The sequence below is a fragment of the Prevotella multiformis genome (genome assembly GCF_018127985.1).
Classification (GTDB): domain Bacteria; phylum Bacteroidota; class Bacteroidia; order Bacteroidales; family Bacteroidaceae; genus Prevotella; species Prevotella multiformis.
In genome coordinates this window covers 1,254,889-1,270,373 of sequence record NZ_CP072357.1, presented here as the reverse complement: position 1 = coordinate 1,270,373, position 15,485 = coordinate 1,254,889, and the positions used below count along the sequence as shown (strand labels likewise).

Sequence of the window (15,485 nt, the reverse complement as noted above, 5' to 3'; positions counted from 1 at the left end):
GATTTAGTGAGTCTGTGCGTTTGCTCTAAGCGTCTCCGGTCTTTTGTTGTTTTCAATGCTCTGTATCATCAGATTGCCTGATTCTGCACCGGTTATTTCAGTTACGGCTTCTGTTATGACGGCCCGTATTTTCGACCATGGTCAACTCGTGTATCTCCGTATATATGTCCTCGAAGATTCCGACGATGTTGTCATGGCCATGCGCCTTATTGACTGATGTAAGCTGGTTGTAGCGTATGGTGACAAGTGAAACATGGATGATATGGTCGGAAAAACGGCTGTTTAGGCTACATCCGAAGCTTGAGTCATGCGGAAAACGTAGGTTCTTCCGTTAAATGCGTAGATGCTTTTCATATAGCTTTAACGGAAGAACCGAAGTGATTGATGAAACAAAAACATGGCCGAGACCGTCAACTGTCTATCCTGTCATCAGCCTCCGAGTCAAAGACCTTTTCATTTTAATACGTTGAAAAGACAGATAAGATTTTGAAAAACCATTACATGATTTCAAACAAATCATCTGTAAATGTAAAGAACACGTGCAAAAATCGGGTTTGTAACCAGCAGTCAATCAATCGGTTGTTAAGTCGTTTGTAAAAGGTGCTTGATTGGACTTCAAAAGGGCGTTGGTAACACGCTAAAGGAGCACCTGCTGCAGGCCAATCAGGCCTCTTTCAGAAGCCAGAAGAGCGTGTGTCAGCTTTGCACTGCACAAAAATATTTACAAACACCGATAATCTGAGAATAAGTTGTTTGTAGAAGACGGAAAGACAGGCTGACGGACAGGCATCGTATCAATTTGTCTTTTCTGCCTTTTATCTTGTAGTTTACCCTCTTTTGTAAAACCATCCGCTTTGGGAAAGTCATACTATGCAAGTACACAAGCCCTTTATTCTATTCCCATCTATCCATTTAACGGAAGAACCAAAACGTAAGTAATCCTGATGTGTCTCTGCACCGAGTGACCTTGCGTGGCAGCTGGATGCAGCCGCTTTTCTGACTGATGGTCTTTTGGTGGTGCTCAATGAAAAACAACGGTTTTTATTTTGCGTTTTGAGGATTTTACTATATATTTGCAAAATAAACAAAAAACAAAAACCGAATGTCATTTACAGAACATTGTAACGAGATTTTCAATCAGGCAATCCGTGATTACCATGTCACGGACAATGTAGATACACCTATCAGTAATCCTTATGACAGAGATTCCATTGAGAACCGGCTCTACCTGAAGTGCTGGATTGATACTGTCCAGTGGCATTTCGAGGACCTCATCCGCGACCCGCACATCGACCCTGAGAACGGAATGAGCCTGAAACACCGCATCGACCGGTCCAACCAGGACAGGACGGATCTTGTCGAGCAGATTGATTCCTACTTCCGCCAGCTTTATTCTGATGTGACACCGCTGCCTGAAGCCACCATCAACACGGAAAGTCCGGCATGGGCAGTTGACCGGCTGTCAATCCTCGCACTGAAAATCTACCACATGAAGGAGCAGACCGAACGTACGGATGCGCCGGCCGAGCACATCGAGAAATGCAGGTCGAAACTGAACATCCTCCTCGAACAGCAGAAGGACCTCAGCCTCGCCATCGACCAGCTGCTCGATGACATCCAGCACGGACGGAAGTACATGAAAGTGTACCGGCAGATGAAAATGTACAACGATCCTGCGACAAATCCGATACTTTATAATAACAAGAAGAAGTAAGCCCAAGCCTCACCCCCAACCCCTCTCCGAATGGAGAGGGGAGTAATCACCGATGAGGGGTCTTGTCAGGGGACAAGCCGGGCAAAATCCTCACCGCTTGTCATCGCCCATTACTGCTTATCACCGCCCATCATTACCTACAGCCTCTTGTCACCGCCTATCATCCTATGAAGACCCCGCACCTCCTTATCATCCGTTTCTCGGCCATGGGCGATGTCGCCATGACAGTTCCCATCGTCTACTCGCTTGCGAGACAGTATCCCAATGTGAGGATCAGCGTGCTCTCCCGTCCTTTCGCACAGCCTTTCTTCCAGGATCTTGCACCGAACGTATGCTTCATGGCGGCTGACCTGAAAGGAGAGTACAAAGGACTCATGGGGCTCAACAGACTTTACCGCCGTCTGGTGGCCAAACGGCCTACTGCGGTGGCCGATTTCCACAATGTTCTGCGCACACGTTACCTGCGCCTGCGCTTCCTTCTTGGCGGCTACCCTGTGGCACATATCAACAAGCACAAGAAAGGGAAAAGGCAGCTGTGCCGGAAGGAGAACAAGGTGTTCGCACAGCAGCCCACCTCCTTCCGCAACTATGCGGATGTGCTCGGACAGCTGGGCTATCCTGTCAAACCCGATTTCAAGAGCATCTTCCCGCAGGAAGGCGGCGACCTCCGGAACCTCCCTAATATAATAGGTGTAAAACGGCCTGATGAATGCTGGATCGGCATCGCACCCTTCGCTGCCCATGCCGGCAAGATGTATCCGCAGGAGAAGATGGGAAAGGCCATCTCTCTGCTCACAAAACAGCATCCTTCCTGGCGCATCTTCCTCTTCGGCGGTGGCAGACAGGAAATTGAAGTGCTGAACGGCTGGGCAGCGCAATATCCACAGTGCCTCTGTGTCGCCAGTGTCTTGAAAGGGCTTGACAAAGAACTCATCCTCATGAGCCACCTCGACACCATGCTCTCCATGGACAGTGCCAACATGCATCTGGCCTCCCTTACCGGTACGAGGGTCGTAAGCGTATGGGGGGCAACACACCCTTACTGCGGATTCATGGGATGGAACCAGAAGGCGGAGGATGCCGTGCAGATTACCACCCTGCCCTGCCGTCCCTGTTCCGTCTTCGGCAACAGACCCTGCCATCGTGGCGACTTCGCCTGTATGAACAATATCCTGCCTGAAGAAATCGTACAACGCATCGAAGCAGGATTACTGTCGGGACAGAAGACCAGAAGATGATAAATCACAAAAAGTTACAGAGAACTTAAACAGGTCAGGCCGTTAGCTTTATTGTACAGAAATTACAGATAAGGCTGTCGGCTTGAATCCTTTCATATTCTCCCATATCCTCTGAACCCTTTGAAGTCATTCGCTTTTGACACCGAAAATATGAAACAAACGGCACTCCTTTTCGTCTTTTTCCTTACCCTCCTGTCCTCCTGCTGCAACAAGACTTGTCAAAAGCCAGCAGACAGTAATCCATTAGACGGCTTGGTTCTCGTTGATACCACACAGATGAAGTCGGCCTTTCTGGGCTGTATCCATCGTTTTATCAAGCAACATCCAAGGGACAATGCGTTCATTCTTGAATCTGGATACGGATACGAAGACCATGGTGTTATAACAAATGGTGTCGATATCAACAATGACATCTTTATAATCTACCCGGCTTATCATGATGCGTTTATGGGTGGAGAATGGTCTGTTGACGATATGTATCCTTCGCACTATTTCAGAATTGACGACCGCATTGTCTTTCTCTGCTCACGTGCAGATTCCTTTACGAAACAGGAGAAATGCAGGAAAGCCTATCATCAGATAGTGCCCGACAGCCTGCGTGTGCGTTATGATGACTTGGCCTTTATCCTTGTTGAACATAAAGGAAACAAGGCTGCTTTGCTGTCAAGTGATGAAATAAGAAAGCGAAAGATCAGCCCTATCAGTGCTTTTAGGGAAGTCGTCAAATTCATGGCTCCAAAGGTTGCCGATGAGGGATTAGGAAACGAATGACTTTATCAAGCGGTAGGATAAGGCGATTTTATGATACAGGCACGGTGACTGTAAACACCGGAAGAGACAACTGTTTTTTTATTACTTCCTTCCCGAATGTAATGTGCAACGTTGTGACCGGCCTCTTTGAACACAGAACCATAAGTTGTTCCGACACTCCTAATCCTATGATCAATATATTCATGTTTGTGTTTATTTTTGACAAAGGTAATTAATTATTTGGGCTTTCTTCCTTATTTTTGTAATTTTGTAAGTCTAAGGATAAAATAGGAAACAGACTTAATAAGGAAGTAAAAGATATGGCAAAGGACGACAAGGGACTGACCCCGATGATGAAGCAGTTCTTCTCGATGAAGGCACAGCACCCGGGTGCCCTGATGCTTTTCCGCTGCGGCGACTTCTACGAGACGTATGGTGAGGATGCCGTGGAATCGGCAAAGATACTCGGTATCACCCTTACACGCCGTAACAACGGAGGAAACTGCGATTCGATAGAGATGGCCGGATTCCCGCATCATGCCCTCGATACTTATCTGCCAAAACTCATCCGTGCCGGAAAGCGAGTGGCCATCTGCGACCAGCTGGAAGATCCGAAGAAGAAGCGCGAGGCCATCAAAGGGAAAAAAGGACTTTCGGCAATGGACAAGATGGTGAAGCGCGGCATCACCGAACTTGTCACTCCCGGCGTTGCCATGAGTGATAATGTGCTGAATTACAAGGAGAACAACTTTCTTGCAGCGGTGCATTTCGGCAAAGGGTCTTGTGGGGTGAGTTTCTTGGATATATCTACCGGTGAGTTCCTGACGGGTGAAGGTACCTTTGATTACGTCGAGAAGCTGCTGGGCAACTTCCAACCCAAGGAAGTACTCTTCGACCGTGCGAAGAAACAGGACTTTGAACGCTATTTCGGCACACGGCTCTGCACGTTTGAAATGGACGACTGGGTGTTTACCGACCAGACAGCTCGCCAGAAGCTCCTGAAGCATTTCGGCACGAAGAACCTCAAGGGATTCGGCGTCGACCACCTGCATAACGGCATTGTTGCAGCAGGTGCCATCCTGCAGTATCTGGAGATAACACAGCATACCCACATCAACCACATCACTTCGCTGGCACGTATAGAAGAAGACAAGTACGTGCGGATGGACCGCTTTACCATCCGCTCCCTGGAACTGATTGCACCGATGAACGAAGACGGTGCATCACTTCTGGATGTCATCGACAATACCGTCACGCCGATGGGCGGACGTATGCTGCGCCGCTGGATGGTCTTTCCGCTGAAGGATGCAAAACCCATCAATGAGCGGCTGGACGTAGTGGACTATCTTTTCCGTGAGCCGGATTTCCGCGTATGCATCGATGAGCAGTTCCACCGCATCGGCGACCTGGAGCGTATCATCTCAAAGGTAGCTGTCGGCCGGGTGTCACCACGTGAGGTAGTGCAGCTGAAGAACGCCCTCATGGCCATCCAGCCAGTGAAGACAGCCTGTCTTTATGCAAAGAGCGAGACGCTGAAAAGGATCGGCGAACAGCTGAACCTCTGCGAGTCCCTGCGTGACAGAATAGAAAAGGAGATACAGCCCGACCCGCCGCAGCTGGCGGCGAAAGGCAACGTGATAGCACCGGGGTATGACCGGCAGCTCGACGAGCTGCGCTCTATCCGTGACAACGGCAAGCAGTATCTGCTGGAGATTCAGGAGAAAGAGGCAGAACAGACGGGTATCACCTCGCTGAAGATAGGATTCAACAACGTTTTCGGCTATTACTTGGAGGTACGCAATACGTTCAAGGACAAGGTGCCGGAGGATTGGATCCGTAAACAGACACTGGCGCAGGCAGAGCGTTACATCACACCCGAACTCAAGGAGTACGAGGAAAAGATACTGGGTGCTGACGAGAAGATACTGGCGATGGAGGGGCAGCTTTTCATGGAACTGATACAGGATATGCAGGAGTTCATTCCGCAGATACAGATCAATGCCAACCTCATTGCCCATCTCGACTGTCTGCTTTCGTTCATGAAGGTGTCGCAGCAGCAGCGGTATGTACGCCCGGTGGTAGACGGTTCGGAGGTCTTGGACATCAAGCAGGGTCGCCACCCGGTGATTGAGACACAGCTTCCGATAGGCGAACAGTATGTGCCTAACGATGTGCTGCTTGATACGGAACACCAGCAGATCATGATGATAACGGGCCCGAACATGGCGGGTAAGTCGGCACTGCTGCGGCAGACGGCACTCATCGTGCTCCTGGCGCAGATAGGCTGCTTCGTCCCGGCCGAACGGGCGCGCATCGGGATGGTGGACAAAATCTTCACACGTGTGGGGGCTTCGGACAACATCTCACTGGGGGAGTCGACCTTCATGGTGGAGATGACAGAGGCCTCGAACATCCTTAACAACGTCACTCCACGCTCGCTGGCCCTCTTCGACGAACTGGGACGCGGCACAAGTACCTACGACGGCATCAGCATTGCATGGGCCATCGTGGAGTATCTGCACGAACATCCACGTGTACAGGCACGTACCCTCTTCGCCACGCACTACCATGAACTGAACGAGATGGAGAAGAGCTTCCCACGCATCAGGAACTTCAACGTTTCTGTAAAGGAAGTCGACGGCAAGATCATCTTCCTCCGCAAGCTGGAACCGGGCGGCAGCGAGCATTCCTTCGGTATTCATGTCGCCGAGATAGCAGGCATGCCACGCTCCATTGTCAAGCGTGCGAACGTCATTCTCAAGGAGCTTGAAACGGATAATGCGCAGGTGGGGGGCGTCGGCAAGGCTGCCGTTGAGCGGCTTGACCAGAGCAGGGAAGGCGTGCAGCTCTCCTTCTTCCAGCTCGACGATCCTGTCCTCACGCAGATCCGTGACGAGATCCTCGGCCTGGATGTCAACAACCTTACGCCTGTTGAAGCCCTCAACAAGCTGAATGACATTAAGAAAATACTGAAAGGCCAGTAACTGAATATCTGCTAATTCTTGCAAGTTTTTGAAGAACTTGCAAGAATTGGCAGGTATATGAAAAGTTGATTAAGCCTTATCCCATCAATATTTTCACAGCTACATATTACCGGTTCTCTGAATGAATAATTTCCCGGAAAACAAAATTACTGTCATTCCCGTCATCCGGCATAGGCTTATAAATATTTAGTATACTGCCAGTTGGTTGGGAATGTTAAAATGACAGCAAATATTCTTGATACTTACATCATGATAACGACTAAATTATAAAGAGCATTATAACTCCTGTCATTTATGCTCTCTTCTCTACTTTGCGCGTTGAGATTCCGTATCACGGTTGTCATGGTAGGTGCGGTGGACCTGCCTGCCGCCGAATGACCATGCAGCACGGAATCCGATATACCGGGAATGATTGTCAAATCGGTTCGTGTTGGTGTACTCCTGGTAGAATATGGTGTTCCGGTTGATATTCTGATGAAAGGGATCGCCAATGGTAAGACTCATTTTCAAGCGGTCGTCCAGACAGCTGTATTTAAGGCTCATCCGCAGGTAAGCATGAGGATCACTTTGAGTCTGTGCAAAATATTCCCGGAACCAGTGCCGATAGTTGATCTCGGCGATGAGCGTTTTCTGCCGGTTGAGCAGGAACGAGAGCGAACCCTCAGCCCGCCTGCCCCATCCGTTTATCTGTAGCACGTCTGTCTGATAATCAGAATGGGAATCGTAGTAATATACTTCTCCTCCTATGTTAAGGTTCATCCATGCCAGCACATTGCGGTTATAATTGGCATAGACACCGGTCTTTTCATGGCGCAGGCCGTCATAGGGACCGGTTACCTGGCTTCCGTTTGCGAGGAATGTGGTTCTCCAGCCTGTCTCCCCTTTGCCATGACTGCTGTAGAGGACGGCATAAAGTCCTTTCCCATTGCTATAGTTTATCTCCATGTTGCGGGTATAGGCAGCTGCGAGATAAGGGTTTCCTGTCATGTAGTCAGTGGTGGATGTATAGATACGGAAAGGATTGAGGTCGTTGAAATCGGGTCGTTCTATCCCCCAGTTGGCAGCAAATGCCAGATTCTGATTCCCTTTCAATTGCCAGTTCAGGTGCAGCGTGGGATAGAAGCGTCCGTAATGACTGCGGCTGATCTGTCCCTGTGTGAGCTGGTTGCTTTCCGTCCATGTATGTTCGTAGCGTAATCCGGCCTGCACCTGAAGCTTTTCCGTGAGCTGTTTCTTTACCGATAGATAGGCTGCAAGGGTTCGCTCTTTGTACAGGAAATCATTGCTTTCGGCCGCATTGTACTTCCACTGTCCGTTGGCAAAGTTCTCCAGCATCAGACTTGTCTTGTTGCGGATGGCAGAGAAAGATGCCCCTGTCTCCATATAGAGATGCTTGAAAGGCAGGGAAAAATCAAGTTTCAATGCGTTTATCTGGTATTTTGCCTTGCTTTCATTGCGCAGCGATTCGGTCATCCCATTTGTTACCGACACGTTCTCGCTTTGCGTGGGGGCATTGCTGTTGAAGATGTTATAGTTCAGGCTGACGGTCTTCTCCAATGAATCGAGCCTGTATTCTGCATACAGTGTCGTACTTACGTTGTCGTTCCAGACAGCCGGGGCATGAGCTGTCGTAAATGTCGTGTCCTTGTTGATTGAAACAAACGTGTGCCGGGGAGAGGTGTGGTCGGCATAGACTGATGCCATAACACCCAGTTCCAACCGTCGGGTGGCATGATATTTCACGATGGCATCTGCATTATACGACGGCCAGGGGGCTATGGTCCGCTTTCTTGTACTGCGCTGATGACCGTCTTTGAAGTTATAGACACAGTAAGACTCGTTGATTACTTTATCCAAAGACATTCCCAGACCTGTGGACAGCTCAAGTTTCCTGCCGGCATAGTTGAGGTTTATATCCTGGAAATACCTCCCACGGTACTGTCGCTGCACCTCCTCACTGATGCTCCCACTCCACCCTTTCGACTGGTCACGCTTCATGACGATGTTGATGTATCCCGCATTGGCTTCTGCCTTATACTTTGCCGGTGGAATGGTTATTACCTCTATACGCTCAATATCTTCCGCCTTCAGGCTGCGGAGCTTTGCCTTGACAGCATCAGCCGTCATTTCAAGGATATGCCCGTCAAGCATGATGTGGGTACTGCCCTTGCCTACGATGCTGACGATCTCGTCGCTGACAGTCAGCATCGGTACACGTCCCATCACTTCTATACCGTTCATCCCCTTGGAGAAAGGGTCATTGTCGACAAGATATTGCAGCCGGTCAACATCATTTTTGATAACCCGACGCATACCTTTTACTGTCACAGCCTTCAGCCTGTATGCATCTGGCTTCATACGGACGGTACCGATATTGCCGGCATTGACCAGCTTACAGTAAGTAGCGAATCCAACGAAAGAAACCCGCAGCAAGACCTTCCGCTGACTGCAGGGAATGACAAAATCGCCTCCGTTATTGGTCACTCCGCCATTGATGAAGCCGGAATCCGATGGATTCAACAAAGCTACATTGGCAAACGGTACAGGCTGGCTGTGCTGATCAACAACGTGTCCGATGACTTTTGCTGGTGATTTCTGCGTACACTCTACGAAGATAATACTGTCACTGACGGTCATGCGCATGGGATAGAAGCCCAATACCTCCCGTACCGCTTCGGGAACGGTGCGGTTACGTAGGTTCGCTGTGACTGTAAAGTCCTCTAATTCGTTATAGATGAAGTTGATTGTGTACCGCTGGCTGGCATTGTCAATGTCGGTCAGCACATACGGCAGAGGAGTCTTATTGTAGTTCCGGGTGATGTGCTGTGCCTGCACGCTACAGGCAATCAGCAGCAGTATGCCAAGAAAGAGATGCTTTCTCATAGTGCTTTACTCTATGGTGATTGTACTGTCAGCCAAAGTCAGCTGTACTTTTTCAAAGCTGTTCAGTGCCTCTACTGCACGTTCTACGCTCTGGTCTCTGTTCCAAAGAAAGCGCAGCCGCAGCCGTCCCGCTTCAGGGTTACGACAGACTGTTCTTATCCCATAATAACCGGCTATCTCCCGGACAATGTCCTGCAACATGACATTATCAAACTGCCTGGAAGGAACCGTCTCCCCTGCCTCCTTTTCCGTTTCTTGCCGCCTGTTGTATGTGGAAGCTGTGCGTATTGAGTCTTTTCCCCGTAATGTTTCAGTATGGGTCATTTTGTCTGTGACCGCAACATCTGCGTCCGTTGCCAACTGTTTTCTGCCACCTTTGACAATGCTGACCGCAGCCAAGGCAATTCCCGATACAGCGAGAACACCAATGACTGCTGCTGCAATCTGTCTGTTGTAATGGTGTACAGGTCTGGAAGTAGACTTCTTTTCCATCAGCTTGTGCCATTCCTCTTCTATGACCTCATCTGTCAGTTTATCGGAAGTACGTCCGTACTCGTATGCACTGGCAGCGTCTGACAGGAGCTGATAGGTCTGCCGCAACTCGTCATCACGCAACAGTTCGTTCAGCTGTTCGTCAGTATATCGGTCAGGATGCTCTGTCATGTCAAGCAGCCTTTCCATCCGTCCGTAACTATCTTTCTTCATTTCTGGTTGGGGTTAAATTGTTCTTTCATTTTCCTGATGGCCTTTGCCAAGTGCTTGTAGACGGCGGCTTCACTGATGCCGGTCTGTTCTGCAATGGCTTTATAGGACAGTCGCTTGTCAAAGCGCAGGCGGAAGACAGTGCGGGTCTGTGATGTCAGCCTGCTGTCTGCAAAGGCCAATAATGCCATGTAGCGATCCGTCCGGTGCTGTATGAGTGATAAGTCAGGCTCGGTTTCCGTTGTCAACAGCTTATTGACACGCTCCCTCATCTGTTTCTGTCGGATGATGTCCAGGCACTGGTTGCGCACGCTTGCAAGCAGATAGCTGTCTGTTCCTTTCTCTGGCAGGCGGGCATTGCCGCGGAACAGCCGTGCAAACACTTCGCTCACGGCGTCTTTTGCCTCATCAGCATCATGCAGCATTGCCACCGCCACCCTGAACATTGCACCGTAGTGCATTCGGAACAGGTGTTCAATGGTTTCTTCTTTCGACATAGATATCTATTCGTTTTTTTTCTGTTCTTACTCTTATAACGAATGAAGATGGATTTCCCCAACCCCTTGATGTCGCAAATTGTCTTTAAAGTGGAATTTATGTGTTCTGGGACAGGATAAAAGTTTGAAGACATCGTAGCAAAGTGAACGGCAGGGGTCTGTTCCTTTGGTACGCTGTCTTTTGTCAGGTCATGAAAAAGGACTTGCTTTTTTCAGTTCGTCTTCAAATGCCGTGCAACCCATACCACCCATGTGTCAACATTGTCTTTGAGTGTGTCGGGAAGTGGAATAGGTATCTTTACATCCGGTCGGATGCCAGGTTTTCTGTTTTTTATCTGCAGGGCGAAGTCCTCATCGACACAGGTGGGGTAATAGCAGGTAATCCCGCTGTGTGGGAGTCGGAAAGGGGTTACATTACCCGACAGGTTGGCTCCGCTGGTGTTGTCCTGCCCATATATTTTCCCACGGTTGCAGTAATCCTTGGTAAAACGGACTAATGTTTCTCCGGAACTTGCTGTTCTGTTATCGACAAGGATTGCAACTTTGATTAACTTGCTTGGTAAGAAAGTTATCTCCTCATCGTTTTCTTCTTCGTTTAAGGGTATAAACTGTGACTTTGATATCTTCGCTTTTTCAGCGAGGGTTATGTCCCCTTGTTTCATCAGTACACCTATGTTCGCAGGACTGCATCTGAATAATACTTTCCAACTCTTGGTAGGTTTATGATCTGCAAGTATTTCAAAGAAAGGTTCCCAGATGGCATCATTCCCGCCTGTATTGCCTCGGATGTCCAGAATCAGGTAGGGACAGTTTATCTTTTTAAATGCCTGCGCCACGCTGTCAACCCATGCGAAGGTGGGATCCTGCCCGCCACAGGAGGGTATTCTTACCAGATACGTATCCGAATCAACCCTACAGGCAAGCGGCTGTGGATCATATTCCATTTTCTCTTTGTATTGGGTATGCACTTTCCGGTCGTATTCCTGCCAGAATTTATGCCGGTCAACAATAAAATGCGTGTCGAATTGAGAAAAGAACCAGAACACATAATCACAGGTTGCGGTCTCTATGTCCTGTCCTCTCAGCAGGTTCTTTCTGACGGCCTTTTTATGTTTTCTATATTCCTTGCCGTACATTTCGTAGATGAATGGGAAAGTGGCAAGGTTGGCTTCTGTAAACCGTGTGAGGTATTGATAGTCCTGCAGATGACTGCTTATGCTGTCAGGTCGCGCTGCGGATGCCGTCAGTGTCCAGGATAAAGCCAAGCAGGCAAAGGACAGTTTTAAGTTCATAAAGGGAATCTTTTTGTGTTGTCAGATCATGCTCATTGTCCTTGAGGAAAAGCCTCCCGTTCATCCGGCAGACCGCATCGGTCTTTGGCGGTACGGCTCTTTCACGCTGCAGGCTGACCCCATCCCGCCCACCGTCCGGTCGGCAGTAAGCGTGCGGACACCCGGCACGCATGGTGTTCACCATCGACACGATCGGTGACGGTATCAGCACGCCGGGAGCACGCCGGGAGGTAGGGAACAGGCGGGTGTTATTTCGTGTACAGCACCTGTATCACAGTCTGCCCGACCGCCTGCAACGTGTTTTTATCGATGTGCTCCATCGTGTCGTTGACGGTATGCCATGTCGGTCCGAAAGAGCTCTGCTGGCAGTCAGGATAATAAGGAATAATGTCTATGGTGGGGATGCCGCTGTTCTGGTTTACGGGGACATGATCGTCGGTGACCATTCCTCCCACGGCATCGGGGAAGTACGAACCGCATCCGGCGGACCTGGCCGCTTCCCACACGCGGCTGACGATGTCCGGTGCGAACTGCAGCGACATGCCCTCCCGGTAGAACTGTGCGCCTTCGCCTCCTACCATATCCAGCAGGATGCCGAACTCCGGCTTGGGGCCGGCGGGAAGGTTCTTCGAGAAGTATTGTGCGCCCAACGCCCACGAGTCGCCCGTGTCCTGGTAGCCTGTCTCCCACTGTGGCACGCCCCAGTCTTCAGCATCGAAGCAGACGAAGTCCACGCCCATGGCAAACTTCTTGTCGGTCTGCAGCAGGCGGGCTATCTCGAGCATGACGGCCACGCCGCTGGCACCGTCGTTGGCTGCCATGACCGGTTTCCTGTGGTTGGTGGAGTCCGGGTCGTTGTCGGCCCATGGGCGGCTGTCCCAGTGTGCGCAGAGGAGGATGCGTTTCTTTGCCTTCGGATTGAAGCGTGCGATGATGTTCGTCGACTTCAGCACGGTACCGTCGTAGCCTTTCAGGTCGGCGTTCTGCTCCTGCACCTCACAGCCGAATTGCTTGAACTTGCCGACGATCCATTTCCGGCAGGCTTCGTGTGCGGCGGAGTTCATCGTGCGGGGGCCGAACTGGCATTGCGCCGCCGTGTAGGAGTAGGCCGAATCGGCATCAAACCTGGGGCCGGCAGGTTTCGCGGTGGCGGCGGTGTCGGTTGTATTGCTGTTGTTGTTGTTTGTTTTCCCCTTGCAGCTGTAGGCCGCAGTTGTCAGGGAGGCTGCCAGCAGACAGCTGATAAGGAGTTTCATTTTTGCTTTCATTGTTTTCTGAAATAAGTGATGACGGGAGCCTTTCCAGCCCCTGTCTGCAAGGAGAGACGGCCCGGATGCCTGCCGGGAGAGCGTCGATGGCGGAGCGGCAGCATCACTTCCTCACGCTCTGCACCTTTGCCATGACGCGCAGCCAGTTGCCGCCCCATATCTTTTCGATGTCACGCTCGCTGTATTTGCGGCGGAGGAGATGGAGGGTGAAGTTGATCATCTCGCTGGCATCGGCCATCCCGCGCACGGTACCGTCGCCGTCGAAGTCGGTGCCTACGCCCACGTGATCGATTCCCATGATGCTGATGGCGTGTTCCAGATGGGCGATCGCATCCATGACCGTGGCTTCCCCGTCTTTCTTCAGGAAGCCCTTGTACAGCGTTATGTGGGCTACACCGCCTTTCTTCGCCAGTGCGCGCATCTGCTCGTCCGTCAGGTTACGGGGTACGTCGCAGAGCGCCTTGCTGTTGGAGTGGCTGCATACGATCGGCATCGAACTGATGTCGAGCGCATCGTAAAAGCTCTTTTCGCCGCCGTGGCTCAGGTCCACCATGATGCCGTTCCGGTTCATTTCCCGGATGACCTCCTCGCCGAATTTGCTCACGCCGCCATGGGTGTTGCATCCCCGTGCGGAATCGCAGATGTCGTTGTCGCCGTTGTGGCACAGTGTTATATACACCACCCCCCGCTGGGCAAAGTGTTTCACGTTCTCGACCCTGTGCTCCAGGGCGAGGCCGTTCTCGATGGCGAACATGATGCTCTTGCGCCCTTTGCGCTTGTCTTCGTAAAGGTCGGACGGTGTCCTTGCGATGCTGATGTAACGCTGGTTCTGCTTGACGATTTCCTCTATTTTGTCGAAGATGAGGTCGGCATAGACCGCCGGTGACAGATGGTCGAGCGTGTCGATGAGATTCGGGTTGTAATGTTTCAGTCCCTCCACGTCGATCTTCGAGGAGAAGGTCTCGCCGATCTTCGGTTGGGGAAGATAGGCCGCCATGGTCACCGCATCCTGCCGTCCCTCGGTCATCTTGTGGAGGTCGTAGAGAATGCGCGGGTCACGCTGGTCGAACCGGACGCCCTGCGGGAAAAACATCGGTGTGTCGCAGTGTGTATCAAGCGTGAGTACACGTCGGTGAAGCTGTTTGGCAAGGTAGAAGTTGGCGGCCTGTGTGACCAGCCAGTGGAAGAGTTTTCCTCCTTCTTCCCCCATCCATTCGGGATGCCACTGTACGCCCATGACCGGTTTGAACTCCGTGCTCTCGATGCCTTCCACGACACCGTCCGGCGAGAGTGCCGTGATGCGGAACCGCTTTCCCGGCTCTTTCACCGCCTGATGGTGGAAGGTGTTGACCATGATGCGTTCCTCCTTGTAGAGGGCGTACAGCATGGAGGGTTTCCTGAGGGCGACGCTGTGGGTCGCCTCCCCCCGGTCGGCATCCTGCGAATGTTTCAGGGTCGCCGCATGATAGGTGGTGTCGGTCCTGTCCTTCGCCGGTTTCTTTCCGGGTGTCTCGTCCGTGCGGATATAATCTTCGTAAATATCCTGCTGCACGGTTCCTCCCAGGGCGACCGCCAGGGTCTGGATACCCCGGCAGATGCCGAGGATAGGTATCTGGCGGTTGAAGGCCAGGCGGGTCAGCATGAGTTCGGGGAGGTCGCGCTCGGCGTTGATGTTGTGCAGTCGGGTAGACGGCTCCTCACCTGCCCAGAGCGGATTGATGTCTCCCCCGCCCGTGAGGAGCAGACCGTCAAGATGTGCCAGCGTGTTCACGAGCACATCCTTGTCGGCTACCGGCGGGATGAGGACCGGCGTTCCGCCTGCCGCCGCCACTTGCTTGTAGTAGGCGTCCCTCAGCGTGGCGTCGATGTCCGAGAAGTTCGTCGTGATGCCGATTACAGGCTGGTGTTTTGCTTCGGGGAATGTCGCATACACCTTGTCGAGATGCGACTGGAGATCATATTTCATGCTGGTTGGTTTTGAAAGGCCGCACTGTCATTGAAGGCCTGTTCTTGAAATTCTACGTTGGTCTGTCGCCGGCAGGGGTGTTGTCAACTCTTTGTGTCATTTTGCCTTATGCGGTGTCTTCCGCTTTCGCATTCAGCCGCACGGTCCGCTGTGTCCTTTCAGGAAGGAGGCTGCGTCTGCCTGCTGAAAGG

10 protein-coding genes are annotated in these 15,485 nt (G+C 51.3%); 4 read left to right on the top strand and 6 right to left on the bottom strand.

Translation table 11 applies throughout. The features are described from left to right. The first annotated feature begins 1,102 nt into the window (after nucleotides 1–1,102). From J4864_RS05115 to mutS, 4 genes are all read left to right on the top strand, one after another. Complete coding sequence (locus tag J4864_RS05115; RefSeq protein ID WP_211813957.1) at nucleotides 1,103–1,714, top strand: DUF4254 domain-containing protein; 612 nt, start codon at nucleotides 1,103–1,105, stop codon at nucleotides 1,712–1,714. A 167-nt stretch (nucleotides 1,715–1,881) separates the two neighbouring features. Next, on the top strand, nucleotides 1,882–2,952 hold the full coding sequence (locus J4864_RS05110; RefSeq protein ID WP_211813956.1) for a glycosyltransferase family 9 protein: 1,071 nt from the start codon (nucleotides 1,882–1,884) through the stop codon (nucleotides 2,950–2,952). A 150-nt stretch (nucleotides 2,953–3,102) separates the two neighbouring features. Continuing rightward, the gene (locus J4864_RS05105; RefSeq protein ID WP_211813955.1) at nucleotides 3,103–3,723 is read left to right on the top strand and encodes a hypothetical protein; all 621 of its coding nucleotides are present in this window, start codon (nucleotides 3,103–3,105) and stop codon (nucleotides 3,721–3,723) included. A gap of 299 nt (nucleotides 3,724–4,022) precedes the next feature. Continuing rightward, nucleotides 4,023–6,686, top strand: coding sequence for a DNA mismatch repair protein MutS (gene mutS / locus J4864_RS05100; RefSeq protein ID WP_211813954.1), 2,664 nt, complete (start codon nucleotides 4,023–4,025; stop codon nucleotides 6,684–6,686). Nucleotides 6,687–6,992: 306 nt separating this feature from the next. On the opposite strand, the gene J4864_RS05095 is transcribed toward mutS, so the two are convergent. The 6 genes from J4864_RS05095 to J4864_RS05070 all read right to left on the bottom strand — a co-directional run bounded on the left by J4864_RS05095 (nucleotide 6,993) and on the right by J4864_RS05070 (nucleotide 15,294). Then, a complete protein-coding gene (locus J4864_RS05095; RefSeq protein WP_211813953.1) occupies nucleotides 6,993–9,569 on the bottom strand; it encodes an outer membrane beta-barrel family protein in 2,577 nt (858 codons plus the stop codon). 6 nt (nucleotides 9,570–9,575) lie between these two features. Then, nucleotides 9,576–10,274 carry a DUF4974 domain-containing protein gene (locus J4864_RS05090; protein WP_211813952.1) on the bottom strand — a complete coding sequence of 233 codons (699 nt, stop codon included), beginning with the start codon at nucleotides 10,272–10,274 and terminating at the stop codon, nucleotides 9,576–9,578. After that, nucleotides 10,271–10,768, bottom strand: coding sequence for an RNA polymerase sigma factor (locus J4864_RS05085; RefSeq protein WP_211813951.1), 498 nt, complete (start codon nucleotides 10,766–10,768; stop codon nucleotides 10,271–10,273). Before J4864_RS05085 ends, J4864_RS05090 begins: the two co-directional genes overlap by 4 nt. A 212-nt stretch (nucleotides 10,769–10,980) precedes the next feature. Then, complete coding sequence (locus J4864_RS05080) at nucleotides 10,981–12,060, bottom strand: S41 family peptidase (RefSeq protein WP_211813950.1); 1,080 nt, start codon at nucleotides 12,058–12,060, stop codon at nucleotides 10,981–10,983. Nucleotides 12,061–12,308: 248 nt separating this feature from the next. Beyond that, nucleotides 12,309–13,328: a M28 family peptidase gene (locus tag J4864_RS05075; protein ID WP_211813949.1), complete on the bottom strand. Its 1,020-nt coding sequence runs from the start codon at nucleotides 13,326–13,328 to the stop codon at nucleotides 12,309–12,311. 103 nt (nucleotides 13,329–13,431) lie between these two features. Continuing rightward, the gene (locus J4864_RS05070; RefSeq protein ID WP_211813948.1) at nucleotides 13,432–15,294 is read right to left on the bottom strand and encodes a gamma-glutamyl-gamma-aminobutyrate hydrolase family protein; all 1,863 of its coding nucleotides are present in this window, start codon (nucleotides 15,292–15,294) and stop codon (nucleotides 13,432–13,434) included. Nucleotides 15,295–15,485: the final 191 nt, after the last annotated feature.